This is a genomic window from Actinoplanes campanulatus (genome assembly GCF_014647795.1).
GTDB lineage: Bacteria > Actinomycetota > Actinomycetes > Mycobacteriales > Micromonosporaceae > Actinoplanes > Actinoplanes campanulatus.
Genome location: NZ_BMPW01000012.1, coordinates 180,989 through 206,477, shown reverse-complemented (window position 1 = coordinate 206,477; position 25,489 = coordinate 180,989). Strand labels below are relative to the sequence as shown.

The 25,489-nt window shown below is 70.6% G+C and carries 27 protein-coding genes, 1 tRNA gene and 1 other RNA gene; 9 read left to right on the top strand and 20 right to left on the bottom strand.

The features are described from left to right. Positions 1-12: 12 nt before the first annotated feature. Complete coding sequence (gene panB / locus IEZ13_RS23975; RefSeq protein ID WP_183226094.1) at positions 13-843, top strand: 3-methyl-2-oxobutanoate hydroxymethyltransferase; 831 nt, start codon at positions 13-15, stop codon at positions 841-843. A 57-nt stretch (positions 844-900) separates the two neighbouring features. Here panB and IEZ13_RS23970 read toward each other — a convergent pair whose 3' ends face one another. Then, positions 901-2,502 carry a ribonuclease catalytic domain-containing protein gene (locus tag IEZ13_RS23970; protein WP_183226095.1) on the bottom strand — a complete coding sequence of 534 codons (1,602 nt, stop codon included), beginning with the start codon at positions 2,500-2,502 and terminating at the stop codon, positions 901-903. A gap of 204 nt (positions 2,503-2,706) precedes the next feature. Next, complete coding sequence (locus tag IEZ13_RS23965; RefSeq protein ID WP_183226096.1) at positions 2,707-5,367, bottom strand: hypothetical protein; 2,661 nt, start codon at positions 5,365-5,367, stop codon at positions 2,707-2,709. On the opposite strand from IEZ13_RS23965, the gene IEZ13_RS23960 reads away from it, so the two are divergent. Further along, complete coding sequence (locus IEZ13_RS23960) at positions 5,360-5,560, top strand: hypothetical protein (protein ID WP_183226097.1); 201 nt, start codon at positions 5,360-5,362, stop codon at positions 5,558-5,560. The two genes, IEZ13_RS23965 and IEZ13_RS23960, sit on opposite strands and share 8 nt — an antisense overlap. Before the next feature lie 28 nt (positions 5,561-5,588). Here IEZ13_RS23960 and IEZ13_RS23955 read toward each other — a convergent pair whose 3' ends face one another. Together IEZ13_RS23955 and IEZ13_RS23950 are read right to left on the bottom strand one after the other, a co-directional pair. Further along, positions 5,589-5,795, bottom strand: a complete 207-nt coding sequence (locus IEZ13_RS23955; RefSeq protein ID WP_183226098.1) for a hypothetical protein — start codon at positions 5,793-5,795, stop codon at positions 5,589-5,591. 133 nt (positions 5,796-5,928) lie between these two features. Next, positions 5,929-6,954: an aspartate-semialdehyde dehydrogenase gene (locus IEZ13_RS23950; protein WP_183226099.1), complete on the bottom strand. Its 1,026-nt coding sequence runs from the start codon at positions 6,952-6,954 to the stop codon at positions 5,929-5,931. Positions 6,955-7,056: 102 nt separating this feature from the next. On the opposite strand from IEZ13_RS23950, the gene IEZ13_RS23945 reads away from it, so the two are divergent. Further along, positions 7,057-7,854 carry a class I SAM-dependent methyltransferase gene (locus IEZ13_RS23945; RefSeq protein ID WP_183226100.1) on the top strand — a complete coding sequence of 266 codons (798 nt, stop codon included), beginning with the start codon at positions 7,057-7,059 and terminating at the stop codon, positions 7,852-7,854. A 2-nt stretch (positions 7,855-7,856) separates the two neighbouring features. On the opposite strand, the gene IEZ13_RS23940 is transcribed toward IEZ13_RS23945, so the two are convergent. The 4 genes from IEZ13_RS23940 to IEZ13_RS23925 form a co-directional block, all read right to left on the bottom strand. Next, on the bottom strand, positions 7,857-8,438 hold the full coding sequence (locus tag IEZ13_RS23940) for a M15 family metallopeptidase (protein WP_183226101.1): 582 nt from the start codon (positions 8,436-8,438) through the stop codon (positions 7,857-7,859). 42 nt (positions 8,439-8,480) lie between these two features. Further along, entirely contained in the window at positions 8,481-9,089 is a 609-nt protein-coding gene (locus tag IEZ13_RS23935; RefSeq protein ID WP_183226102.1) for a GTP cyclohydrolase II, read from the bottom strand. A 99-nt stretch (positions 9,090-9,188) separates the two neighbouring features. Further along, positions 9,189-10,088: a serine/threonine dehydratase gene (locus tag IEZ13_RS23930; protein ID WP_183226103.1), complete on the bottom strand. Its 900-nt coding sequence runs from the start codon at positions 10,086-10,088 to the stop codon at positions 9,189-9,191. Positions 10,089-10,097: 9 nt separating this feature from the next. Next, positions 10,098-11,156, bottom strand: coding sequence for a type I glyceraldehyde-3-phosphate dehydrogenase (locus tag IEZ13_RS23925; RefSeq protein WP_183226104.1), 1,059 nt, complete (start codon positions 11,154-11,156; stop codon positions 10,098-10,100). A 205-nt stretch (positions 11,157-11,361) separates the two neighbouring features. Between IEZ13_RS23925 and IEZ13_RS23920 the strand changes: the two genes are divergently transcribed. Beyond that, the gene (locus tag IEZ13_RS23920) at positions 11,362-11,760 is read left to right on the top strand and encodes a toll/interleukin-1 receptor domain-containing protein (RefSeq protein ID WP_183226105.1); all 399 of its coding nucleotides are present in this window, start codon (positions 11,362-11,364) and stop codon (positions 11,758-11,760) included. An 89-nt stretch (positions 11,761-11,849) separates the two neighbouring features. Here IEZ13_RS23920 and IEZ13_RS23915 read toward each other — a convergent pair whose 3' ends face one another. Beyond that, positions 11,850-12,617, bottom strand: coding sequence for a sulfite exporter TauE/SafE family protein (locus tag IEZ13_RS23915; protein ID WP_183226106.1), 768 nt, complete (start codon positions 12,615-12,617; stop codon positions 11,850-11,852). Between the two features lie 101 nt (positions 12,618-12,718). Here IEZ13_RS23915 and rnpB point away from each other — a divergent pair. The 3 genes from rnpB (at position 12,719) to IEZ13_RS23900 (ending at position 14,809) form a co-directional block, all read left to right on the top strand. Next, an RNA gene (gene rnpB, locus IEZ13_RS23910) (RNase P RNA component class A) lies at positions 12,719-13,122 on the top strand. Between the two features lie 132 nt (positions 13,123-13,254). Further along, positions 13,255-13,893, top strand: coding sequence for a hypothetical protein (locus IEZ13_RS23905; protein WP_183226107.1), 639 nt, complete (start codon positions 13,255-13,257; stop codon positions 13,891-13,893). A 172-nt stretch (positions 13,894-14,065) separates the two neighbouring features. After that, a complete protein-coding gene (locus tag IEZ13_RS23900) occupies positions 14,066-14,809 on the top strand; it encodes a DUF6301 family protein (RefSeq protein WP_183226108.1) in 744 nt (247 codons plus the stop codon). On the opposite strand, the gene mctP is transcribed toward IEZ13_RS23900, so the two are convergent. The 8 genes from mctP to IEZ13_RS23860 form a co-directional block, all read right to left on the bottom strand. Further along, positions 14,806-16,452: a monocarboxylate uptake permease MctP gene (mctP, locus tag IEZ13_RS23895; protein WP_183226109.1), complete on the bottom strand. Its 1,647-nt coding sequence runs from the start codon at positions 16,450-16,452 to the stop codon at positions 14,806-14,808. The genes IEZ13_RS23900 and mctP overlap by 4 nt on opposite strands. Next, positions 16,449-16,670, bottom strand: a complete 222-nt coding sequence (locus tag IEZ13_RS23890; RefSeq protein WP_183226110.1) for a DUF3311 domain-containing protein — start codon at positions 16,668-16,670, stop codon at positions 16,449-16,451. The genes mctP and IEZ13_RS23890 overlap by 4 nt, the downstream gene beginning before the upstream one ends. 129 nt (positions 16,671-16,799) lie before the next feature. Next, positions 16,800-18,086 carry a glycoside hydrolase family 18 protein gene (locus IEZ13_RS23885; RefSeq protein ID WP_183226111.1) on the bottom strand — a complete coding sequence of 429 codons (1,287 nt, stop codon included), beginning with the start codon at positions 18,084-18,086 and terminating at the stop codon, positions 16,800-16,802. Between the two features lie 80 nt (positions 18,087-18,166). After that, positions 18,167-19,258, bottom strand: coding sequence for a bifunctional RNase H/acid phosphatase (locus IEZ13_RS23880; protein WP_221246196.1), 1,092 nt, complete (start codon positions 19,256-19,258; stop codon positions 18,167-18,169). A 5-nt stretch (positions 19,259-19,263) separates the two neighbouring features. Further along, complete coding sequence (locus IEZ13_RS23875) at positions 19,264-19,998, bottom strand: zinc ribbon domain-containing protein (protein WP_183226112.1); 735 nt, start codon at positions 19,996-19,998, stop codon at positions 19,264-19,266. Further along, the gene (locus tag IEZ13_RS23870; RefSeq protein WP_183226113.1) at positions 19,995-20,834 is read right to left on the bottom strand and encodes a Nif3-like dinuclear metal center hexameric protein; all 840 of its coding nucleotides are present in this window, start codon (positions 20,832-20,834) and stop codon (positions 19,995-19,997) included. The genes IEZ13_RS23875 and IEZ13_RS23870 overlap by 4 nt, the downstream gene beginning before the upstream one ends. A gap of 19 nt (positions 20,835-20,853) precedes the next feature. Continuing rightward, entirely contained in the window at positions 20,854-21,432 is a 579-nt protein-coding gene (locus IEZ13_RS23865) for a flavoprotein (RefSeq protein WP_183226114.1), read from the bottom strand. 16 nt (positions 21,433-21,448) lie between these two features. Then, positions 21,449-22,675, bottom strand: a complete 1,227-nt coding sequence (locus tag IEZ13_RS23860; protein ID WP_183226115.1) for a helix-turn-helix domain-containing protein — start codon at positions 22,673-22,675, stop codon at positions 21,449-21,451. A gap of 222 nt (positions 22,676-22,897) precedes the next feature. On the opposite strand from IEZ13_RS23860, the gene IEZ13_RS23855 reads away from it, so the two are divergent. Further along, positions 22,898-23,533 carry a bifunctional DNA primase/polymerase gene (locus IEZ13_RS23855; RefSeq protein ID WP_183226116.1) on the top strand — a complete coding sequence of 212 codons (636 nt, stop codon included), beginning with the start codon at positions 22,898-22,900 and terminating at the stop codon, positions 23,531-23,533. A gap of 286 nt (positions 23,534-23,819) precedes the next feature. After that, complete coding sequence (locus tag IEZ13_RS23850; protein ID WP_183226117.1) at positions 23,820-24,344, top strand: ribonuclease FAU-1 family protein; 525 nt, start codon at positions 23,820-23,822, stop codon at positions 24,342-24,344. Between the two features lie 6 nt (positions 24,345-24,350). Here the strand turns inward: IEZ13_RS23850 and IEZ13_RS23845 are convergent. The 3 genes from IEZ13_RS23845 to IEZ13_RS23835 form a co-directional block, all read right to left on the bottom strand. Continuing rightward, a tRNA-Val gene (locus IEZ13_RS23845) sits at positions 24,351-24,425 on the bottom strand. A gap of 42 nt (positions 24,426-24,467) precedes the next feature. Further along, a complete protein-coding gene (locus tag IEZ13_RS23840; protein WP_183226118.1) occupies positions 24,468-24,932 on the bottom strand; it encodes a peroxiredoxin in 465 nt (154 codons plus the stop codon). Positions 24,933-25,010: 78 nt separating this feature from the next. Next, positions 25,011-25,442, bottom strand: a complete 432-nt coding sequence (locus IEZ13_RS23835; RefSeq protein ID WP_183226119.1) for a DUF3052 domain-containing protein — start codon at positions 25,440-25,442, stop codon at positions 25,011-25,013. Between the last annotated feature and the right edge of the window lie 47 nt (positions 25,443-25,489).

The following is a 25,489-nucleotide window of genomic DNA, read 5'->3' as shown; positions in this document are numbered from 1 at the left end:
AGGAGTTGAACGATGTCGGAGATTCCGACCCTGTACGGCGGCCCGCCCACCCGCCGGGTCCGCACCCGCGACCTGCTCAACGCCAAGGTCCGCGGCGATCGCTGGCCGATGCTCACGTCCTACGACATGTACACCGCACAGATCTTCGACCAGTCCGGCGTACCGGTCCTGCTCGTCGGTGACTCGGCGGCCAACAACGTCTTCGGGTACGAGACCACCGTCCCGGTCACCATCGACGAACTGTTGCCGCTGGTCCGCGCCGTCGTCCGGGCCACCAAGACCGCCCTGATCGTCGGCGACCTGCCGTTCGGCAGCTACGAGGAGGGCCCCACCCAGGCCCTGCGCACCGCCGTCCGGTTCATGAAGGAGGGCGGCTGCCACGCCGTCAAACTCGAGGGCGGCCGGCGGATGGCCCCGCAGATCGAGGCGATCACCGGCGCCGGCATCCCGGTGATGGCGCACATCGGCTTCACCCCGCAACGCGAGCACGCCATCGGCGGCTACCGCGTCCAGGGCCGGGAGAACGAGGGCGCCGAGGTCCTCTCCGACGCCCGCGCGGTCGCCGACGCGGGCGCCTTCGCCGTGGTCCTGGAGATGGTCCCCGGCGACGTCGCCAAGCAGGTCACCAAGGAACTGCCGATCCCCACGGTCGGCATCGGCGCCGGCCCCGACACCGACGCCCAGGTGCTGGTCTGGCAGGACATGGCCGGCCTCCGCACCGGCAAGGCGCCGCGCTTCGTCAAGCGCTACGCCGACCTGGCCGGCGCCCTCACCGAGGCCACGCGACAATTCGCCGCCGAGGTCCGCGGCGGCGAGTTCCCGGCCGCGGAGCACACCTTCTAGATCAAACCCATTTCCGGTACGGGGTCCGCGCACGTTTCCGCCGCGGGCCCCGTTCTGTCACGCGCGCTCGAAACGGACCGTGCGGGTCACCGGGTCGGCCGCGGTGAGCCGGACGTCGATCCGGCTGCCGAGCGGCAGGTCACCCAGGCACTTGGCCCGGACGGCCGGATCGTCCAGCGCGATCGTGCCGCCGGCCGGGCGCTTGCCGGACGGCTCGTCCCGGTCCAGCACCGCCGCCTCGAAGACCTCCCCGACCCGGCCCTGCAGCAGAACCGCCTCGGCCAGGTCGATCGCGCCCCGGTCGGCCGCCGAGGCGACCCGGTCCGTGGACGACATCGCCTTCGGTAGCCGGGTCAGAGCCTCCATCGCCCAGTCCGGGACGGTTCTTCCGGCGTGCAGCGCGAGACAGATCTCCGTGGCATACCGATCCGCGAGCCGCCGCAGCGGTGCCGTGACATGCGCATACGGCGCACCCACCCCGCCGTGCCCGGTCTCCGCGGGCACGCCCGCCCCGCCCCGGCCGCCCCGCGGCCGACCGCTCCCGGCCTCCGCCGACTCGGCCCGCCCAGCCCGGCCACCCCGCGGCCCACCGCTCCCGGCCTCCGCCGGCTCACCCCGCCCAGGCCCGGCGCCACCGTCTCCGGTCTCGGGCCGCGCGCCGGTGCCGCTGCCGGGTGTCGACGGCGCATCAGCGCCGAAGGCGGTGTAAGCGGCACCGCGCAGCAGGTCGGCGGCCTGGTCCAGGAAGGCGGCCCCGCGCGGGCCGGACGGGTCCACCGACGCGACGACCTCACCCACCGAGGCGCCGGCCGCCCACGTCACGCCGAGCGGCCCAGCGGCGGCCCGCAACGTCTGCACGGCCTCCGGTTTCGGCGCCGGCATGGTACGCAGCAGCCCGATCCCACCGGCCAGCATGATCCGGGCCGCGGCCATACCGGTGAGCAGCGAGATCTGCGCGTTGTGCTCCTCGACCGGCAGCGGCGCCCGCAGCACCAGCCGCCAGCCGTCGCCGTCCCGCTCCACCTCCTGCGAGGGCAGCGGCAGATTCACCGCGCCCCGCTCAGCGGCCCGCCGGGCCAGCAGGGCGCCGATCTCCGGCAGCAGCGCCAGCGGCTCCGGCACGGTGCCCGCGTCGATCTGCCGCTGCACCGTCACATAGTCCAGTTTGGCGCGACTGCGAACCCGGGCCCGTTCCACCTCGACCGCGACCGTCTCCCCGTCGCCGTCCAGATCGATCGTCCAGAGCACGGCCGCCCGGTCCCCGTCCGGCAGCAGGCTCACCGCCCCCTCGCTGAGCACCGGCGGGTGCAGCGGAATCCGCCCGTCCGGCAGGTAGACGGTCTGCCCCCGAGCCCAGCTCTCCGCCTCCAGCACCCCACCGGGCCGCACATACGCCGCCACATCGGCGATCGCATACCGCACCCGATAGCCGCCCCCGGCCCGCCGGCTCAGGTGAACCGCCTGATCGAGATCCCGGGAAGAGGCCGGATCGAGAGTCACGAACTCCACCCCGGTCCGGTCCACCCCCGGCAGCGGCGTGACCCGCGCGCTCTCCTCGGCCTCGGACAGCACCGCCGCCGGGAACTCACCCGGCAACCCCAGCTCCCGCCGCAGCCCCGAGAAGTCGATCTGCGGAGCCACCACCACTTTGATCGGCACGCGACATTCCTATCAGGCCGGCGATCCTCAAGCCCGGCTCCATCGCTCCCCCACGACGAAGCCCCGCCAGGGCATACCCCCGCCGTCCCCATCCCACGCCGAAGATCCCCCGATCCACCCACCGCCCATCACTCCCCGGGCAGCGGGCGAAGGGCCGGAATAGCGCGGGCCCACGCCGATCGGCGTGGGCCCGCGCTATTCCGCTCACCGGCGGTGGGTGGCCGCTCGCGAGGCTTTCGCCGGTACGGCCTTGGCAGTGTTGCGAGCACTCCGGCCGCCACCGGGGGCGCCGTCCGCCATCGAGTTGGCCCCGGAAGCACGCGACACCCGCGTCGCCTTGGCCGCGTTCCCGGTAGCTCGGCCCGCTCCGGTCGTACCCAATTCGTTGATCCTCTTGCCGGCCTTCACAGTCGCAGCCTTCGCAGCTGTGGCCTTCGCACCGGAGGAGCGACCTGCCGTCACCGCTCCCCCGGTCGAGGCCGCTCCTGCCCGGGTGGAGGGTCGTGCCGCCGACTTCCCGGCGGCGGCTCTGGTACCCGCTGTCCGGGCCGCCGCCACTCCGCCCACCGACACCTTCGCGGCCGCCGACCTCCCGGAACCAGTCGTGCCACCGGCCTTGCCCGCCGTCGTCTTCACCGCGGTGGATTTGGCCGCTCTGCTCGCCGTCGCCTTCACCGCGGTGGCCTTAGCCGCCTTGCCCGCCGTCGTCTTGGCCGCCGCCTTACTCGCAGTCGCTTTGGCGGCAGTCGATTTGACGGCCGCCGCTTTAGCCGCCGCTGACTTAGCTGCCGTCGACTTAGTTGCCGTCGACTTGGTCGCCGTTGCTTTGGCAGCCGTCGACTTGGCCGTTGACCTCGCGGCGGTCGACTTGGCGGCGGTCGACTTGGCCGGAGCGGCCTTCGCCCCAGTTGCCCTCGCCCCGCTGGCTTTGGTACCTGCCGGCGTCTTGGCACCCGCCGCCTGAGATCCGCTGGCTTTCGCTCCAGCGGTCCTGGTCGCGGCCTGTTTCGTCCCAGTAGCCTTCGCCGCAGTGGCTTTCGCCCCGGCCGATCTGGTCTTGGTGGCCGTCGCGCCAGCAGCCTTGGCCGCAGGTGCTTTGGCACCAATCGCCTTCGTCCCCGTGGTCCTAGCGCCAGCTTTCATCGCGGTGGCTTTAGTACCAGCCGCCTTCACCCCAGTGGCCTTTGCACCAGCTTTCACCGCAGTCGCCTTCGCACCGGCAGCCTTCGCCGCGGTGGCCTTAGCACCAGCCTTCGCCGCGGTGGCCTTAGCACCAGCCTTCACCGCAGTGGCCTTAGCACCGCCAGCCTTGGCCGCTGTAGCTTTGGTGCCCACGGTCTTGGCCGCTGTGGACTTCTTGGCCGCGATCTTCGCGGCGGTCGCCTTAGCCGGTGTCGTCTTGGCGGGGGCGGCCTTGACGGCTGTGGCCTTCTTCGTGGCTTTGGCAGCCTTTGCCGCGGTCGCCTCGGCAGCCGCTCTGCCCCTGGCCGGAGCGGCCTTCGCCGCGCCAACCTTCTTGGCCGTCGTTGTCCCGGCGGTCTTGGCACCGGTCGTCTTGGCTGCTCCAGCCGCCTTCTTACCGACGGACTTTGCCGCCGCCTTGCCTGCCGTCTTGGCGGCTGCCGTCTTGGTCGCAGTCGCCTTGGTCGCAGCCGTCTTGGCCGCAGCCGTCTTGGTCGCAGTCGCCTTGGTCGCAGTCGCCTTGGTCGCAGTCGCCTTGGCCGCAGTCGCCTTGGCCGCAGTCGCCTTGGCCGCAGTCGCCTTGGCCGCAGCCGTCTTGGCCGCAGTCGCCTTGGCGCCAGCCGACTTGGTGCCTGCCCTGGTTGCTCTGGCCCCCGCCTTCTTCGCCGGGGCGGCCGTGCCGACCGCCGACCCGGATGCCGGGGAATCGGGCGCCGCCTCGGTCCCGGCGGGGCTCGCCTTTCCGTTCAGATTCCCGGCGGTCATCGCAGCCGGGCTCTTGCCGGACCGCAGTCCAGTTGCCGTTCCGGCCTTCCTGCCCGCAGCCGGCTCGATGACCGGCCGGTCCGTCACCTCAGCGAGTTCAGAGGCGGCGTCCGCCGCCGGGGTGAGGGCGTCGTCGTCCCGGTCCTCGAACTCGTCATCGGCCCGGTGGGCGGGGCTGAGTTCTCGCGCGTCCGCGCCGGAGACCCGACCGGCCCCGGTGGGGCCGCTGCCCACGGCATCCCCGGTCTCGCCGTCGGAGCCGTCCTCGCTGCCGAGTCCGGTTCGCCCGGAGCCGGTCTCGCGGCCGGGTCCGGTGCCGGGTCCGGTCTGCCCGGAGCCGGTCTCGCGGACGGGTTCGGTGCCAGGTCCGGTCTGCCCGGAGCCGGCAGCGGCGCCGGGCCCGGTTCGGCCCGGTCTGGTCTCGGTGCCGAGCGCCTCCAGGTCGGGCCGGTCGGCGCCCCACTGGTCGGAGGTGCGGGCCGGCTGGGCGGGGCCACGATCCGGCCGGAACCAGTCACCGACGAACGGCACCTCATCGACCGGCACGTCGCCTTGGCCGCGCGCCGGATCCTCCGAGTGTTCCTCGTCCTTCCCCGTGGAAACGGTCACCTGATTCTTCGGGATGTTGCCCAGCGCGGCGGCGACCCGCCGCGTACCGGTCGTCTTCCCCGAGCCTGCGCCCCTGGCCGCAACCACTCTCCTCGCGCCGGCGCCCTTGGTTCCGGGCGTCTTCCCCGCGCCGGGAATCTTGGCCACGACCGCCTTGCCCCCGCCGGCGTTCTTCGTCGCACGTGTCTTGGCCGTGCCGGTGTTCTCGGTTCCGGACGCCTTGGCCGTGCTCTTCGCCCTCGGCGTCTTTCCCGCCGTGGCGGCCGGCTGAGCTACCGGGGCCGTGATCGTGGTGCGAGCCGTGACCACCCGCGCCGGCACGGTGCTGCTCGCCGCGGCCGCGCCCTTCGCCGCCCGGGGAGAACTCGCGGCCACAGCGGACCGGGGTGCCGGCGTGGATCGGGTGGTGCCGGTGGCTGTGCGATTGCCCGTACCGGAAGGGGGTTTGGGATTTGGGGCTTTTTTGGCAGCGGGCATCGAGGTGTTCCTCCTTGCGGAATGACTGCAGACGCGCGGTACGGCGCTTGACGTCAGCTGGCTTCCCCTGTCCAGCGGGCGTCCTCGGCATCCCACTCGGCATTGCGCTTCTCGACCGTCTCGAGTGCCCGCGTCGCTTCGTCAGCCGTGGCGTAGGGACCGAGCCGGTATTGAGCGGGGCACACGTCGTCGCCGCTCTCCACCCGGTGGTCGCGGAGGCACCAGAAGTAGCCTGATCCGCCCAGCCCACTGTCGTTCATCCCATCACTGTGCCGCTAAAACCGGCCAAGCGCTACCGATTCGGGCAAAATGTCCCCGGATTTCCATTGTGGAAGAAGGACCGCCCCGGCCGAGGGTTCGGCCGGGGCGGTGCGGTTCGAGAAAAGTGGGTCGTCAGCGAAGCTCGGCGGCGACCAGCTCGGCGATCTGGACGGCGTTGAGCGCGGCGCCCTTGCGCAGGTTGTCGTTGGAGATGAAGAACGACAGCCCGTTCTCCGCGGTGGGGTCGACCCGGAGACGGCCCACGTAGGACGGATCGCGACCGGCCGCCTGGAGCGGGGTGGGCACGTCGGAAAGCTCGACGCCGGCCGCGGTGGCCAGGATCTCCCGCGCGCGGGAGACGCTGAGCGGCCGCGCGAACCGGGCGTTCAGCTGGATGGAGTGCCCGGTGAAGACCGGGACGCGCACGCAGGTGCCGGAGACCAGCAGCCCGGGCAGGTCGAGGATCTTGCGGCTCTCGTTGCGGAGCTTCTGCTCCTCGTCGGTCTCGAAGCTGCCGTCGTCGACGAACGAGCCGGCCTGCGGGATCACGTTGAACGCGATCGGCTTCGGGAAGACCTTGGTCTCGGGGAACTCGACCGCCGAGCCGTCGTGGGTGAGCTCGGTGGCCCGGTCGGCGACCTTCTTGATCTGCTCGTCGAGCTCGGCCACACCGGCGAGGCCGGCGCCGCCGACCGCCTGGTACGTGGTGGCGATGAAGGACACCAGTCCGGCCTCGTCGTGCAGCGGCCGCAGCACCGGCATTGCCGCCATGGTGGTGCAGTTGGGGTTGGCGATGATGCCCTTCGGGCGGACGCGGGCGGCATCCGGGTTGACCTCGGCGACGACGAGCGGGACGTCCGGATCCATCCGGTACGCCGACGAGTTGTCGACGATGACCGCGCCCGCCTCGGCGAAGCGCGGCGCGAACTCCTTCGAGCCGCCCTTACCTGCGGAGAAGAGCACGATGTCGAGGCCGGAGTAGTCGGCCGTGGCGGTGTCCTCGACGGTCACCTCGCCGTCGCCCCACGGAATCGTGCGGCCCGCGCTGCGCGCGGAGGCGAAGAGCCGGAGTTGGGTCACAGGAAACTGGCGCTCGGCCAGGATGCGGCGCATGACGCCACCGACCTGCCCCGTCGCACCGACGATACCGATCCTCATGGCCACCAAAATACGTTCTGAACTGCTGATCCTGAAATCCTGTTGCTCAATATGTGGGATGCCTGTCCCACATTATCGGACGACGGGCCTAGCGTGAGGTCCATGGCGACCTACACCCATGGACACCACGAGTCGGTCTTGCGCTCGCACCGCTGGCGCACCGCAGAGAATTCGGCGGCGTACCTGCTGCCGCATCTTTCCTCCGGAATTTCCCTGTTGGACGTCGGATGCGGCCCGGGCACCATCACGGCCGAGCTGGCGGAGCTGGTCGCGCCCGGCCGGGTGACCGCCCTCGAGCAGACCGGCGAGGCGCTGGGCCTGGCCCGCGCCGAGATCGCGCGGCGCGGTCTGGCGAACGTCGACTTCGCCGTCGGCGACGTGCACGCCCTGGACTTCCCGGACGACAGCTTCGACGTGGTGCACGCCCACCAGGTGCTCCAGCACGTGGCCGACCCGGTGCGGGCGCTGCGTGAGATGCGCCGGGTGACCAGGCCGGGCGGCGTGGTCGCGGCCCGGGACAGCGACTACGCGGCCTTCACCTGGTTCCCGCTGACACCCGGGCTGGACGAGTGGCTGGACCTCTATCAGCGGGTGGCCCGCGGCAACGGTGGCGAGCCGGACGCCGGGCGGCGGCTGCTGTCCTGGGCGCGGGCGGCCGGGTTCACCGACGTCACGGCGACGGCGAGCGTGTGGTGCTTCGCCGACGACGAGGACCGGCAGTGGTGGGGCGGCATGTGGGAGGAGCGGGTGCTGAAGTCGGAGATGGCCGCCACGGCGCTGCGCACCGGGGCGGCCACCGAGGCCGATCTGGAACGGATCTCCGCCGGCTGGCGGCAGTGGGCCGCCGATCCGGACGGGTGGCTGATCATCCCGCACGGGGAGATCACCTGCCGCGCCTGACATCAGGTAGGGGGGCGGTACGCCCAGTGCCACGACTCCCGGGCCACGTTCTCCACGAAGCCGTAGTTGCCGGCGTTCTTCCGCATCCAGGAGAGCGCCTTGGCGTTGAGGTCCAGGTCGGTGGCCATGCCCCAGCCGTGTTCGCTGGTGCCGGGCTTGGCCGCCAGACCACCCTGCGAGTAGAGGCCCTTACGCCGGGCCAGGTCGACCTGCTCGGCGTAGGGGCGGTAGGAGTCGGTGATGCCGATCTCCACGCCGTCCCGCCGGGCGTCCTCGATCATCCCGTTCAGCGACTGGGCCGCCGGCGCCCAGAGCTTGTGCCCGGTGTTGCCGACCCGGCCCAGGGCGGTCTCCGGGATCTTGCCGTTCCCGTACGCGGCAAGATCTTCCGGAATGCCCTTGCTGTTGAGTTTGTAGGTCTGGGCGGTCGGTGCGGTGGACGCGATCGCGCCCTGGAGATGACTGGCGAAGGTGCCCTGGGCGGACGTGGCGCTCGCCGACGTGGTCCCGGCCCGCTGAGTCTGCAAGGCGATGATCCGGCTCTGGATCTCCGCGATGCGCGAGTTCACTCCCTCGATTCCCACGTTCCCTGGTTCGGCGGGCCCGGGGAAAACTGAGGGAAAACCTCAGGACGCCGGGGCCAGATCGATCGTGTGCTGGGTGTGCGTCACCTTCGCCTGGAGGTAGCGGACGTTCACCGGGGAGGCGTGCACCCCGGTGCGCCGGACCGCCCGCACCTCGACACCGAGATCCCGTAGCTGGCGGGACTTGTCCGGGTTGTTGGTGAGCAGGTCGACGGTGGGCGCGCCGAGCGCCTGGAGCATCTGCGCGGCGGCGGTGTAGTCCCGCTCGTCATCGCCGTGGCCGAGTGCCCGGTTCGCCTCGTACGTGTCCATCCCGAGGTCCTGGAGGGCGTACGCGTCGAGCTTCGCGTACAGCCCGATGCCGCGGCCCTCCTGGCGCAGGTAGAGCAGGTAGCCGCCGGTCTCGGCGATCTGCTCCACGGCCTCCCGCAGCTGTGGGCCGCAGTCGCAGCGCTGTGAGCCGAAGACGTCCCCGGTCATGCACTCGGAGTGCATGCGGACGAGCGGCACCCCGGCCTCCGCGACGTCGCCCAGGGCGAGCGCGAGGTGCTCCTTCCCGTCGGCGAGGCCGGTGAAGGTGATCACCTCAGCGGTGGTGTGGTACCCGTCGGGGAACTCCAGCGGAACGATGACGCGCGTACGAACCTGCATGCCCTCTCCCTGCACTTGATACTTCAAGTACGGATCGACCGTACGCGGCGGTTCATGAGGTGGCCACGCTTGTCTGTGGGTCGCGGATCACAGGCCCGGTCAGGTGGTCAGGTCGGCCGGATCGGTGTTGGCCCCGCAGAGCAGCACCACCACGCGCTCGCCCGGTTCCGGCTGATAGGCCTTGGTGAGCAGGGCGGCGTACGCGGCGGCGGTGCCGTGCTCGACCACGATCCGGTAGTCGTCCCACAGTCTCCGGCGGGCCTCGACGATGGCGTCGTCCTCGACCAGCACGGAGGTCGCGTCACGCGCCAGGGCGAACCCGACGTCCCCGATTCGGCGGGCGCCCAGCGAATCCGCCGCCACACCCGAGACCGGCACGTCCACCGGGTGACCGGCCTGTTGCGCGGCATGGAAGGCACACGAGGTGACCGGCTCCACTCCGACGATCCGGATATCTCGCGAAAGAGCGGCACGAAGCCCGCCGATCAGGCCGCCACCGCCCACCGCCACCAGCACGGTGCCGAACCCGTCCGGCACCTGCGACAGCAGCTCCAACCCGATGGTTCCGTTCCCGGCCACCATCTCCGGATCGTCGTAGGCGTGGCAGAACAGGGCGCCGGTCTCCCCGGCACGGATCGTCGCCGCGGCGTACGCCTCCGCGTACTCCCCGCCCTCCTGGACCACCCGCGCGCCCAGCTTGCCGAGCTTCGCCACCTTGACCGCCGGGGCGGTGACCGGCACGAACACCTCGGCCGCGACGCCGAGCTCACGGGCCGCGTAGGCGGCGGCGAGGCCGGCGTTGCCGCCGGAGGCCGCGACGATCCCGGCCGCCGGCGGATCGACGATCCGGTTGAACATGCCCCGGGTCTTGAACGACCCGGCGTGCTGGAGGAACTCCAGCTTGAACCAGAGATCCGGCCCGGCCGCGAGCACCGGGGTGCGCCGGACCCGGCCCTCGACACGTTTCGCCGCGGCCCGCACGTCAGACAGGTCGATCACGGGGAAAGCCTAGGCGACGCTCCACGTCACCCGGCTGGACGGAACCGGTAAACGGTCGCCCACCAGCCTCGCCAGATCCAGCAACCGGTTGGAGAAGCCCCACTCGTTGTCGAACCAGCCGCGCACCTTCACCCCACCGTCCGCGGTGGTCTGCGTGCCGGAGGGATCGAACAGGCAGGACGCCGGATTGTTCTTCACGTCGATCGACACGGTCGGGTCCGGGTCGTACGCCAGGATGCCGCGCAGCGGCCCGGCCGCCGCCTCGGCCATCGCCCGGTTGACCTCGTCGGCGGTCACCGGCCGGTCGGTCTGCCCGGACAGCTCGGCGAGCGAGCCGATCGGGGTGGGTACGCAGTAGTAGCTGTACCGCATCTCGCCGATCTCCGGCAGCGCCACCCGGACCAGGTCACCGACCACATAGTTGTGCGGGATGATGCTCTCGCCGGTGGCCCGGCCCAGCCGCGGATCCTCCCGGGACGTGCCGACCAGCGAGTCCTGCACCCGCTGCCAGCTCTGGGCGGCCAGCATCACCGACGTGTTCACCGACCGCAGCCCGAACCGGTCGAGCAGCACCTTCGCCATCACGGTGAGCGCGTTCACCCCGCACGAGGCCGGGGAGACGACGTCGTGCAGCGCCGGGTCGTAGCTCTTGTGGTTCGCGCCGACCACCAGGAACGCGTCCGGATCGTCGGCGGAAGCACTGATCACCACCTTGCGGGCGCCACCGTGGGTGATGTGAAACCGGGCCGCCGCCCCGGCGCGGAACCGGCCGGTGGCCTCGATGACCACGTCGACGCCCTCGTCCGCCCAGGGAATCCGCTCCGGGCGCTCGTGGTGGAATGCCCGAATAGCGTGGTCGTTCACCACGAGGTAGTCCCCGCTCGCGGTCACCGTCCCCGGAAAGGCGCCGCGGACGCTGTCCCGGCGCAGCCCGTAGGCCAGTTTGTCGGTCGACGCGACGTCGTTGACCGCGGCGATCTGCACGCCCGGGTTCGAGGCGGAAGCCACGATCCGGGTCACACTTCGGCCGATCCGCCCGAGCCCATTGATCCCGATCGCGACAGTCATCGAGCGCTCCTCGATTTCGGATGCTTTGCCAGGATTTCCCCCGTGACCAGGCTCACCTGTTTCCCCCAGGATCCACCCGCAGTCACGGCTTCGACACTATGAGTTGTGCAAGTTGCACGTCAACGGACGACATTCTCACACCCCTCCAACGACGGACGTCGAACCGCGGACAGCACTGTGGACCCCGGTCCGGCATTCTGGGGGCGTGCCCGTACTCGTCTCCCACGCCGTCGCCGACGAACCCTGGGCACAATGGATCGCTCTGGAGCTGCGCGCCGCCGGCCACGACGTCCACCTCGACCCGGCCGGCCCCGGCTTCGTGCGCCGCCTCGCCGGCGGCCTCGGCGGCACCACCCCGGTGCTCCTGCTGATCTCCGCCGAACACCGGGCCACCGCCGCCGACTGGGCCACCCTGCTACGGGCGCCGGCGATCGTCGGCCGGCTGATCGTTCTGCGACTCGACGCCGCCGAACTCCCTCGCGCGCTACGCGCCCTGCCCTGCCGAAGCCTGCACGGCCTCGACGAGGAGGACGCTCTGGAGCTGCTGCTCAACCTGGCCGGCGGCATCCGCCGCCATCAGTTCCCGCGCGCCGCCGGCCGGTGATTTCCGGTCACCCTCTCTTAAACCCCCATTTTGTACGGCCGAAGCACGCCGATTCCGGTAACGGTGCTGCTTCCTGGGATGACCGACGGTCAGCCGGTGACCGCACGGTAGAGCAGGATGAGGCCCACCGTCGTACCGAACGTGACGATGACGTATTTCAGCACCCGCTGTGGTAGACGCCGTGCGAGCCGCGCCCCAACGTAACCCCCGACGATCGCGGCCGGCGCCAGAATCGCCACCGCACCCCAGTCCACGTCCGCGAACGCGGCGAACACCACCAGCGTCACGAACCCGACCGTCGCCGACAGCACGTTCTTCAGCGCGTTGATCCGCTTCAGCGACTCGTCGAGGATCAGCGCCAGCACCGCCACATACATCACCCCGAGCGCGGCGCCGAAATACCCACCGTAGACAGCACCGGCGAACACCACGGTCGGTAAGGTGACCGCGGCCCGCCGCGGTGACATCGCCCGCGGATGCCCGACCAGCCCGCGCAGCCGCTCCTGGAAGGCCAGCGTCGCCGCCGCCCCCAGCACCAGGAACGGCACCACGATCTCGAACGCCCGCGCCGGGGTGAGCAGCAGCAGCGCACACCCGGCAGCCGATCCGAGGACCGCGGCCGGCAGCGCGGCCCGCACCCGCCGCCCCTGACCGGCCAGGTCGGCCCGGCTGCCCACGACGCTGGACACATACCCCGGAAAGACCGAGACCGAGTTGGTGACATTCGCGTCCACCGTCGGCAGCCCGGTCGCGATCAGGCTCGGAAAGGTGATCAGCGACCCACCGCCGGCGATCGCGTTCACCGCCCCGGCCGCGACGCCGGCCGCGGCGAGAAGCAGGATGTGCGTGAAATCCATGGTGGCAGTGAATCTACGTGCTTCCCGCCCACCCGGCCCGGTGATCTTGCTCCCCGCCCGGCCCACGACCTCCCCGGCACGTAGGATGGCGGCGCGACGGACGAGTCGGCTGGGCGGCCGCGTCGGCGCCCGCAGGGGCGCCGCCGAGGAACGTCCGGACTCCGCAGAGCAGGGTGGTTGTTAACGGCAACCCGGGGCGACCCGCGGGAAAGTGCCACAGAAAACAGACCGCCCTCCCTTCGGGGAGGGTAAGGGTGAAACGGTGAGGTAAGAGCTCACCAGCACCCCGGGTGACCGGGGTGGCTCGGTAAACCCCACCCGGAGCAAGGCCAAGCAAGGCCACTGCCGCAAGGCGGTGGCCGGCGCAGGCGTTCGAGGGCTGCTCGCCCGAGCCTGCGGGTAGGCTGCTCGAGCCTGCCGGCAACGGCAGGCCTAGATGGATGGCCGCCACCGGCGACCCCAGGGTCACCGGCCACAGAATCCGGCGTACAGGCCGACTCGTCCGCCGCCCTCGAGGTCACGTTTCGCTCAGGTCGGGCCTTGGTCCGACGATCCGAACGCGGACATGGCGCGCCGCGCTCGAACAGGTCGGGTGGTTGTCGGTATGCGTCTACATCTGGGTTGACCGGAGGATGGCGTGAGCGACGAGCCCTCGTCTGAACTGCCCGAGCGTGCGTCGGAACAACCGACGAGCAGGCCGGTCCAGGCAGGCAGGGCCAAGTCGGTCGTGGTCGCGTTCCTCCTGGTACTGGGTGCGGCGATGGCGGTTGGCGTCATCCAGGCCCGTGCGGGATCGGAACCCGGGACCGCCGATCCCGCGCCTGCACCGACTCGGGATCTCCCGGGCTCGCAGACCCTCCACGTGAGCGACCTGTATTGCCAGGACGATGCGGCGACGTGCCAGCGGCTCCTCGACGATCCGGCGCTCGCCGACAAGTTGGCGGCTCAAGGACCTGCTGGTGACACCCGGCAGTTCGTCCCCCAGGTCGAAGCCGCTCTCCCGGAGAATCCCGACAAGCGAACGGCCTGCGGCTTCGACGACGAGACCTGCGTCGCGAAGCCGCCACCGGCAGAAGAAATCCGGCAGGCGCTCACCGCTGCCGGGATCCCGCATTTCGAGATGCGGACGACAGGGCCGGAGCAAACCGCTCCCAACGGCACCGTTTTCGTGGGCATCCGGCACGGGCCCGGCTGCGTGATCGTCAGGATGATCGACTACACGCCCGACATCTACGACCAGGCCGCTGGGCCGGACGGAACCTGCTTGCCTGCGTAATCACGGCCGAGACCAAGCCGGGGTACGACGTGAGCGCCCCTAAAATCCGATGTTGGCCAACAACCCATTCGAGTCGGCTGAATGCTGATAATTCTCCCGCATCCGCGGCTGCGCGACGATGTGACCTTGATGCGCGAGAATGACCGCCGGTGCTGGTGGAACGGGGGTCGTGGTGAGCGTTCTGGCGCGGACCGTGGCCGCGCTCGCCCGGATCGGCTGGAGCTGGTCGGTGGACGAGCTGCCGGATCTGGTCGCGGCCGTCGGCTGGGTGTGGCGTACCCCGTCGGAGGGGACCGTGAGCTGCCGCTTCGACGCGGACCCGGGCAACGCGGGCGCGTTTCTGTTCGGCGCCGAGGTGACCGCGCTGTTCCTGAGCCTGGCCGAGCGGGACGAGGCGGCCGGGCCGGAGGCGGTGCTGGCCCGGCGGGACGGGTTCCGGGCCGCCGTCGATCAGGTGGCGGAGCTGCTCGGGCCGCCGCAGGCACGGTGCCCGGGCCCGGATCCGAGCGCCGGCTGGCGGGTGACGGCCGGGATGCTGGAGATCGTGGACCGGCCGGGTGTGCTGGATCTGTGGCTGCGGCCGGCGCCGCGCCGGGTGCCGGCTTCCCCGGTGGCCCCGGTCGCGGACGGGACGGCCCTGGTGGTGGGGCTGGCCGCCGCCGCGGCGTCGCTTCCGGCCGGTGCGGTGGTGACCCTGCTGGACGCGCGGGGCGGGGTGCGGGCGGAGTTGCGGCAGACGGACGGCACCCTCACCGTGACCGCCGGGGGCGACGAGTTGGTCCTTCCCTGGCCGGCCGCCGGGACGGCGTACCGGGAAATGGCCGCCGGCCTCGCCAACCGCTGGGGTGACGAGGCCGGGGAGCTCAGCTACCGATCGGACCGTGAGGTCCCGCATCTACCGTTGCGACGCGCCTAGGTCGACGAGATGTTGTCGACCGTGCCGGCGCGTTCCCGTTCGATGCGGGGGTCGCCCTCGTCGGCGAGGTAGTCGTCGGGCACGGTGCCGTCGACACCCTCGGCCACCTTGGCGGCCCGCAGGGCGAGCGTCACGAGCACCGCGACCAGCGCGTTGGCCAGCACCGCCACGAAGCCCACGTAGATCGTCCTGGTGCTGTCGAACCCGAATTCGGACAGCGGGAACGCCGAGCCGCCGAAGTGCTTGCGCCCGGTGGCCGCGTTCGGGATCTGCCAGAGCATCCAGGCTCCGAGTGCCATGCCGGCCACCCAGCCCGCGACGAGCGCGCCGCGGTGCAGCCACCGGGTGTAGAGGCCGAGGACCACGGAGGGTGCGGTCTGGAGGATGATCACGCCACCGATGAGCTGGAGGTCGATGGAGAACTGCGGGTCGAGGAAGACGATGCAGGCCACCGCCCCGATCTTCACCACCAGCGAGGTGATCTTGGCGACGTTCGCCTCCTGCGCGTGGGTGGCGTCCTTGCGCAGGTATTCCTTGTAGATGTTGCGGGTGAACAGGTTGGCCGCGGCGATCGACATGATCGCGGCCGGGACCAGCGCGCCGATGCCGATGGCGGCGAACGCGACGCCGGTGAACCAGGCCGGGAACTGCTGGTCGAAGAGGATCGGCACGACCGTGTTGCTGTCCACAGTGCCGGGTTTGGCGCCGGGCAGCGGCTTCACCCCGGCCGCGATGGCCATGTAACCGAGCAGCGCGATCAGGCCGAGCAGCAGGCTGTAGGCCGGGAGCGCGGACATGTTGCGCTTGATCACGCCGCGGTTCCGGCTGGCCAGCACACCGGTGATGCTGTGCGGGTAGAGGAACAGCGCGAGCGCCGACCCGAGTGCCAGGGTGATGTACTGCACCTGGTTGTTGGCGTTCAGGAGGATGCCGTCGTTGGGTGCCGGTGACGCCTGGAACTTGGCGTCGGCCGCGTCGAAGATGGCGTTCCAGCCGCCCAGCTTGTACGGCAGCCACAGCACCGCCACCAGGATCACGATGTAGATCAGCGTGTCCTTGACGAAGGCGATCAGCGCGGGCGCCCGCAGTCCGGACTGGTAGGTGTAGGCGGCCAGGATCGCGAACGCGATGATGATCGGCAGGTGCCGGGCCAGGGCGCTCTCGCCGGTGACGCCCATCGTCTTGAGCACCGCTTCGATGCCGATCAACTGGAGGGCGATGTAGGGCATCGTCGCCATGATCCCGGTGATCGCGACCACCAGGGCCAGCGTCGGCGAGTCGAACCGGGTGCGGACGAAGTCGGCCGGCGTCACGAAGCCGTGCCGGTGCGACACCGACCAGAGCCGGATCAGGATGAGGAAGAACAGCGGGTAGATGATCACGGTGTAGGGCACCGCGAAGAACCCGGCCGCTCCGGCGCCGAACATCAGCGCGGGCACCGCCACGAAGGTGTACGCCGTGTAGAGGTCGCCACCGACCAGGAACCAGGTGATCCAGCCGCCGAAGCTGCGGCCGCCCAGCCCCCACTCGTCGAGGTGGGCCATGTCCTGCGGCGCCCGCCACCGGGAGGCGACGAAGCCCATCCCGCTGACCACCAGGAACAGGATCGTGAAGATGACGATCTCGGTGATGTGGTCGCTCATGACCGGCCCCGGTTCCGCTTCGTCATCTGGTAGACGAGGGTCGTGGTGCCGACGCCGAGCAGGATGAAGGCGAGCTGCAGCCAGTAGAAGAGCGGGAATCCGGCGAGCCGCGGCTCGTCGTGGTTGTACAGGAAGGTCAGCAGCGGCACCACGATGGGCACCAGGAGCAGCCAGTTCCAGGGACTTCTATCGGTTCGGGGACGTTCCGGCTCAGCCATGGGTCACCTCTGTCACTTCCGTTGCGTGTGCGTTACGTCACGCTAACGAGACATCGGAAGATCGGGCGATCCCCCATGCGCCGAACGGGCGAGGCGGTGCGCCGAAAGGGACGCACCGCCTCGTTTCCGCTAGCGGAGACCGGCCGAGATGGCCTTGGTGAGCGATGCGTTCTCGTCGTCACCGTCGAGCGACCACATCATCGCGCCGCCCAGGCCCTTGACCCGGATGTAGAGCGCCTTCTGCACCATCACGGCCGGGTCGTCGTACGTCCAGAAGGTGGTGCCGTCGAACAGCCAGGCGTGACCGTTGCGCAGGTCCCGGTGCACCGTGAAGCCCTGCGCGGGCAGCTTCTTGAGCGTCTTCCAGTCCTCGGTGCCGTTGGCGAAGACGCCCGGCGCCGGGCCGGCGGCCGGCTGGAACAGGCCGTTACCGGTGCCGGTGACCCCGGTCCAGCCCTGCGAGTAGTAGGGCACGCCGAGCACCAGCTTGCGCTTCGGGGCGCCGCCGGCGATCCAGGCGTTGATCGTGTTCTCCGCCGAGAAGTCCGGGTTGTCCGGCGCCCCGGCCGGTACGCGCAGCGCCGACTGCTGGTTGGTGACCGGCTCCCAGGTGCCGTGGAAGTCGTATCCCTGCACGGTGGCGAAGTCCAGGTACTTGAAGATCTTGTTGACCTCGAAACCGGCCGTGATCTTCGCGGGCGCCGCCGGGACGAACGCCGTGAGCAGGTACTTCTTCCGGTTGACCTTGCCGAGCTTGTCGAGTTGGGCCCGGAACTCCGCGGCCAGCAGGGTGAAGTTCTGCTTGTCCTCGGGCCGGATGACGTTGCCCACCTCGCCGGCCGAGCCGGGCCACTCCCAGTCCAGGTCGACGCCGTCGAAGACACCGGCCGCCACACCCTCGGGCAGGCCGGTCAGGTTGCCCTTGATCCACAGGTCGAGGCAGGAGCTGACCAGCTTCTTCCGGGAGGCGTCGGTGAGGGCCGCGTCGGAGAAGTATTTGGAACCGGACCAGCCGCCGAGCGAGATGAGCGCCTTGAGCTTCGGGTTCTTCGCCTTGATCTCGGCGATCTGGTTGAGGTTCCCGGCGAACGGCTGGCCCGCCACGTCGGCGACACCGTCCACACTGTTCTCCGCGGAGAACGGCGTCTGCCAGTCGGCCCACGGGTCGGCGGAGGCGCAGACGCCGTCCGCGGTGACCGGGCCGAACGCGTAGTTGAGGTGGGTCAGCCGGGCGGTCGCACCGGAGCTCTGCACGTCGGCGAGCTGGAAGTTGCGGCCGTAGATACCCCACTGCGTGAAGTACGCGACCTTGGCATATGAGTCGTCCGGATGTGCCTGTGCGGGAGCGGGTGCTGCGGCCACGACGGCCGAGGCTACAGCCACCCCGGCGACGAGGCGGCGGGTGAAACCGCGCATGAGCCCTCCAGGGCGAAACGTTGAAGAAAGTTTCCTAATCGAGGAAGCTAAACGTCCGCCCTGCGAGGGTCAATATCTACTCATCGAAGATGGGCCGTCTCGTTGACCGATCTGACCGCGATGTTCCCGTCCGGCCACACGTCCATCGTCGACACACCCGCCGCGTCCAGGAACAACCGGTGCAGGAAGGCATCCCCCGCCGCCAGCGCGTCCCTCAGGATCAACTTGATCGGCGACACGTGAGAGACAAGAACGACGACCTTTCCCGGGTACGCGCTGAGCACCGACGCAAGAGCACCACGCACTCGTTTCGCGACCGCCTGGAACGACTCCCCACCCGGCGGCGCCACACTCGTCGACGCCAGCCACGCGGCCATCTCGTCCGGCCACCGCTCCTGCACCTCGGCGAAGGTCTTCGCCTCCCACTGGCCGAAGTCGCACTCGATCAGGTCGTCCATGACGGTCACCGGCACACCACCGGCCTCGGCCGCGATCAGCTCCGCCGTACGCATGCACCGGGAAAGGGGTGACGACAGCACCGCCGCGATGTCGCGGGAAATGCCCGCCACCCGCCCGGCCGCGGCCATCGCCTGCGCCTCGCCCTCGTCGGTGAGCGGCACGTCGCCCCGCCCCGAGTAGCGGCCCTGCGCGGTCAGCGGGGTGGCGCCGTGCCGGACCAGGATGATCCGGGTGGCCTCCTCCAGGCTGGCCGGCGGCGCCCACGACTTGGGTGACTCCGCCCTGACCGGGGCCTGCCTCACCGGAGCGCCGGCCGCCTCGTCCATCGCCCGGTTGGCCAGCTCGTCGGCCGCCTTGTTGCGCTCCCGCGGGATCCACTCGTAGGTCACCGCGACGAACTTGCCGACCAGTGCCGCGGCCTCGGCGGCGAGCGGGCGCAGACCCGCGTTCTTGATCTGCCAGCGGCCGGACATCTGCTCGATGACCAGCTTGGAGTCCATCTTGACGGCGACCCGCTCGGCGTTCAGCTCGGCGGCCGCCGCGAGACCCGCGATCAGGCCCGAGTACTCCGCCACGTTGTTGGTGGCGACACCGAGGGAGTCGTACCGCTCGGCCAGGACCTCGCCGGTCGCGGCGTCCCGGACCACCGCGCCGTACCCGGCCGGGCCCGGGTTGCCACGGGAACCCCCATCGGCCTCGACGACCACCCGCAGACCGGTCACAGGCCGGACTCCGACGTGCGCACCATGATCCGGCGGCACTCCTCGCAGCGGACCACGTCGTCCTTGGGGGCCGACTTCACCCGGTTCAGGTCGGCACCGTACAGCTCGATCCGGCAGGCGCCGCACCGCCCGGCGTACACCAGGGCCGCGCCCATCCCGGTATCGGTGCGGATCTTGTCGTACAGGGTGACCAGGTCGGACGGCAGATCGGCGGCGAGCGGCACCCGGGCCTGGGTCTTGAACTCCAGCTCCTTGGCGATCTCCCCGTTCGCCTCGTCGCGGCGGCGCTCGGCGTCGGTACGCCGGCCGACCGCGGCCGACAGCCGGCCCTGCACCTCGGCCAGGGTGGCCTCCGCCGTCTCCTTCTGCTCCATCAGCTCCAGCTCGGCGTCCTCCAGCTCGGACTGCCGCCGGTTCAGCGTGGCCAGCTCGTGCTGGAGGCCCTCGACCTCACGCAGCGAACCACCCGCGTCGAGCCGCTTCTGGTCCTTGTCCTTGCGCTGCCGGACCTGGTCGATGTCCTTCTCCAGGCGGGCGATGTCCCGGTCCAGGTCGTCGACGACCACCTGGGCGCGGACCCGCTCGTCCTCCAGCGCGGAGATCTCCCGCGCGACCGCGTCGATCTCGGCCAGCTCGGGCAGCGACTTACGCCGGTGCGCGAGCTGGGCCAGGGTGGTGTCGACGGCCTGCAGGTCGAGCAGACGGCGCTGGGCTTCCGGGGCGGCCTTCACGGGCGGATCTCCAAATCGTCGCGGTTCGCATGGACGGTCCAGGGGTCGGTGTCCACGTCTGACACCACCACTTCAATGGGAAAGACCTCGCGCAGCCAGGCCGCCACGTCGTCGAGCCAGGGGCGTTCGCTCGCCCAGTGTGCGACGTCGAGCAGCGCCGGGCCACCGGCCGCGAGATGCTCGCTCACCGGATGATGCCGCAGGTCCGCGCAGAGGTACGCGTCGACGCCGGCCCGGGTCGCGTCCCGCAGGAACGAGTCGCCCGCGCCACCGCAGACGGCGACCGTACGGATCGGGCGGTCCGGGTCACCGGCGGAGCGCACACCGGCCGAGGTGGCCGGCAGCCGCTCGGCCGCGAGCCGGGTCAACTCCGCCAGCGTGAGCGGCCCGGGCAGCACGCCGATCCGGCCCAGACCGCGCCCCTCGCCGGCGGCCGCGCCCTCGGCGGGCGCCAGCGGGCGCAGGTCGGTGAGGCCGAGACGGGCGGCGAGGGCGTCGGAGACGCCGGGGTTGGCCACGTCGGCGTTGGTGTGCGCGGTGTAGAGCGCCACGTCGGCACGGATCAGCCGGTGCACGATGCGGCCCTTGAACGTGTCCGGGGCGATCGACGACACCGGCTTCAGGAACAGCGGATGGTGCGCCACGATCAGGTCGGCGCCGAGGTCGACGGCCTGCTCCACGGTCTCCGGCACGCAGTCGACGACGCAGAGCACACGGGCGACGGGGTGGTCGAACTCGCCGAGCACCAGCCCGACCCGGTCCCAGGACTCCGCCCAGTTCCGCGGGTATCGCGTGTCTAGGGCGTCCACCACGGTCCGGACGGTTGAGTCGGTCACGAGGGCTGAGCCTATACCGCTAGGTGACCGCCCCCGGCTCGACTCGGGCGGCGACCGGGTTGCTGACCGCCTGGAGGGCCCGCCGCCAGGGGAACTGCCCCCGGAACCGGTCGGTCTCACCGGGGCGGCCGAGACGGCACACGTCCTCCCCGTAGAGGACGTGCACCCCCCAGTCGCGGAGTTTCGCGAGGCTCTCGTGCAGCGCCGGATGCAGCGCCATGACCTTGTTGGTGTACGGCACCACGGCGATCGGGACGCCGTACCCGTAGGCCTCGACGAGGAGGCCGAGCACCAACGTGTCGGTGATCCCGGCCGCCCACTTGTTGACCGTGTTGACCGTGGCGGGCGCGACGATCATCGCGTCCGCCTGCGGCAACGTGTCCGGGTCGCCGGGACTCTTGTACGCGGATCGAACCGGATGTCCGGTCTGCGCCTGGAGCGCCGCCACGTCGACGAACTTGCGGCCGTCCGGCGAGGTGATCACGCACACGTCCCAGCCCTCGTTCTGGGCGAGGGTGACGAGGATCCCGACGTCCCGGGCCATCGGTGAGCCGCACACCAGCACGTACAGCACACCGGGTGAGGGGTTACCCGTCATCACTCGCAGACCCACCTCATACACCGACTCCCATCTGTTCAGCCAGCTCCGCGATCGGAGCGGGTGGCGTGCCCCGGGTCCGCCGGAGCACGTCGGAAAGGACTTCGTGGGCGAGTGGCCGGCACCGGATCTCGGAAGGGGCGAGCCGGTCGCCCTCCAGCAGCATCTCGCCCGCCTTCTCCACATCGCCGATCTGCGTGTAACCACGCGCGATGTCGAGGAAGTGGTGTGCCCGCCGCTCCGGAAGCAGGGCGTGGAACCCGATCTGGTCCATGCCCAAATGCACCTCCACCGCATGCTTCCCGTCCCCGAGCTCGACCGCGGTCGCGCAACGGTGCAGTTGCACGTTGGTCGGCCCGAAGCTGGTCCAGTAGTGGTTGAAGTCGCCACCCAGTTCCAGCGCGGCCTGGTCGGCGCCGCAGAGCAGGTCGCGCACGGTCGCGCTGTCCCCGATCCGGGCGGCCGCCATGGCCCCGTTGAGCAGCAGCATCCCGTAGACCGAGAGGCGATCCTGGTTGGCCCGCTCCGGGCCGGGCGCCAGCCGGTTGGCGATGTTGACGTTGACCTCGAGTGACGGCCGGACCCGGCCGAGCGCGAGCAGGGCGCTGCCGACCCGGTAACTGGCCAGCCCGGCCAGCAACTGGTCACCGGCCCGCTGGGAGACCGCGATCGAACGGTCCGCGGCCAGCCAGGACAACTCGTGCTCGCCGACCTTGCGCAGCGCCGACGAGGCGATCTGGTAGACCTGGCCGAGCAGGTGCGCGGCGTGCGACGCCTCGTCGCTGCTGGCGTGGGCGCTGTCCGCCGCCTGGGCGTCACGGAGCAGCTTGGGCAGGGCGCGCGCCAGGACCCCGTACTTGGCGTGCTGATAGGTCAGCCAGGCGTGGCTGACGGCCTTGCGCATCTCCGCGAGCGGCGGCGAATGCGGCACCGCCTGGAAGAACGCGCTCATCTGGTCGTACCGCTCGAGAGCGGCGCGGATCTCCTCGACCTCGACCTGGTCTATGCAGTTCTGGGTCTCCGGCTTGCGCTCCACCTCTTTGCCCAGCAACAGCTGGACGTCGACCTGGAGCACGTCGGCGATGTCGTACACGACTGAGAACTTGTCGAGCCGGCGAACCCCGCGTTCCACCTTGTCGACCCAGCTCTTCGATTTACCCAGCCGGTCCGCGAAGACCTGCTGTGACATTTTGCGTCGGCCCCGCCAGTAGGCGACGCGACGGCCGATCGGCAGCTCGTCCACGGTGCCTCCCCACTCAACCGGCGGTCTTTCCGCCGGCGAGCAATCCGGTGTCACTCGCAGTGTGGACCGCTCACGTGTGCACAGATCGCACAGCGTGTGTGATCGCCTGCTCACCGATGCTCGTAGTTTTCCTGCAAGTTGCAAAGGGTGGATCCGCCGAGCCCAACGATGGTTGTCGTGACGGGTAACGGCGCTCCCGCCCGATCCCGGGGGTATCGAGCTATGCAGTGGACCAGCCGTCAGCCGTTCGTCCCACCGTCAATCCTCGACCGGCCACTCCTGCGCCGCGCCGCCCTGCGGTATGCGGCACACGGGTGGCCCGTGATGCCCGGCTCGTTCCTGACCGGAAACCGGTTCGACTGCGGACGGCCGGGTTGTCCCATCACCGGATGCCATCCGGCGATCGACTCCTGGGTCACCTCTGCCACCGACGATCCGGCCCGGATCACCGACTGGTGGCGGCGGCACCCCTACACCGTTCTCCTCACCACGGGAACGGCCTTCGACGTCCTGGAGGTGCCCGCGTCGCTGGGCCGGCACGGCCCGGACGCCGGACCGGTCGCCGTGACCCCGGCCGGGAGCTGGATGTTCCTCGTCGAGCCGGGCACCGCACTGCGACCCGAACTGGAACGGCGCCTCGACGTGGTGCGGCACGGCACCGGCTCGTGGATCCCGGCGCCGCCCAGCCGGACGGCCGACGGACCGGTCCGCTGGGAAGTGCCGCCCGGCCGCTCACAGTGGCGTCTGCCAGACTCGGCCCGGGTACAGGAGCGACTGGTGATCGCGCAGGGCCCGGCTCGCCGGCCGGGACAACCGGACATCCCCCGGCAGCTGTCCACCGCTCGCCGGGCCGCCTGAGGCTCTTTGCACGGGTACACATGTCACTCGACAACCCTAGCCCGAACCGGGGTGGTCCGCGCGTCCCCCGAAGGGGTGAGACTCGTGAGTGAATTCAAATGGCGAGATCCCGGCAGGCCATGATCACGGCCTTGGTGCGTCCGGGCGGGCCCTGGCCGCCAAGGGGAAACCGGCCGGGACCCGCCCACCGCGGGTGTTCCCCGCGGACACCAACAGTGATCGGTCCGGACCGTCCCCGCTTGAGCACCCACCCCGTTGCGCCCCGGTTGCGGCTAGTCTCGCCGTCGTGGACAGGGTCGAGCTGGTGCTGCGCAAATACGACGGCCGCCCGCACCGCAGCGTCACCGGCCTGCTGCTCGGCGACGACGAGCACGGCACCTGGATCGGCACCCCGAGGGGCAGCGTGGTCCGCTTCAGCTACGGCGCCAGCCCGGTCGAGCACACCCGCCACGACGCGGTCCGCCTGATCCCGCACGACGGCTGGTGGATGGCGATGTTCCTGGCCGAGCCCTCCACCCAGGAGGTCTACTGCGACGTGACCACCCCGGCCGAACACTCCCCCGGCCGCATCACGGTCGTCGACCTGGACATCGACGTGACCCGCTCCCGCCCCGACGGCCGGGTCCTGATCGAGGACGAGGACGAGTTCGAGGCCCACCGCCGGACACTCGGTTACCCGCCCGAGGTGGTCACCCGGGCCACCGCCGCGGCGACCTACCTACGCGACGCGCTGACCGGAGCGGACGAGCCCTTCGGCACACATGCCCTGACCTGGATGACTCGCCTGGGCGCAACGCCCCCACGGACGTAAACCGACTGGTGGGCGCGGTAGGTTTCGAACCTACGACCCCTCGCTTGTAAGGCGAGTGCTCTCCCACTGAGCTACGCGCCCGGCTCGGCGAAAGCCGGAGTCGCCATCGTACCCTGCCGGGGATCAGCGGCTCAGGGTGGCGAGGGCGGCGCGCCACGGGGCCTGGTCGCGGGCCTCGCCGGGGCCGTTCATCTCGGCGAAGGCGATCCGGCCCGCCGGGTCGACCAGGAAGGTGCCGCGGTTGGCGAAGCCGCGCTCGTCGTCGAAGACACCGTAGGCGCGGGCCACCTCGCCGTGCGGCCAGAAGTCGGCGAGCAGCGGGAAGTCGAAGCCCTCCTGCTCGGCCCAGACCTTGTGGCCGTAGACCGAGTCGACGCTCACCGTCAGCACCTGGACGTGGTCGTTCACGTACGCCGGAAGGTTCTCCTGGATCTCGGTGAGCTCGCCGTGGCAACGGCGGCTGAACGCCAGCGGGTAGAACACCAGCAGGACCGCCTTGCGACCGCGGAAGTCGCTGAGGCGGACCTCCTGATTGTTCTGGTCCTTGAGGACGAAGTCCGGCGCCGGCACGCCCAGCTCGATCGGCATCCGCCCAGCCTAGACCAGGCGAACGCCGCATGGTCGGCGCCCGCCGGGCGCCGACCAGAGAGGGGTGAGGGCAGTGAGCTACTTCTTCTTGGCGCCCCGTGGGGAGACCAGGCGTGCGCCTGTCCAGTCCTTGCCGGCGTTCACCGTCGAGGTCTGCTGGAGGCCCGCGGTGGGGGCCGCCTCGCTGATCTCGCTCGGCTCGACGTGCCCGTCACGCCCGGCCTTCGGGGTCAACAGCCACACCACGCCGTTGTCGGCGAGGGGGCCGAGTGCGTCGGTCAAGATTTCGAAAAGGTCGTCGTCGCCGTCGCGGTACCACAGCAGCACCGCGTCGACCACCTCGTCGGTGTCCTCGTCGACCAGCTCTCCGACGCGTTCGGTCAGGGCGTCACGGAGATCCTCATCGACGTCCTCGTCGTAACCCATCTCCATGACCACCATGTTCGGCTCGAAGCCGAACCGGTCCGCCAGGCTGCGTACGCCGTCGGCCTGACCCGCGGTCGCGCTCACTGTCCAAATCCTCCTAGCCGTCAAAAATGTTCCGGAACCTGGGGGTA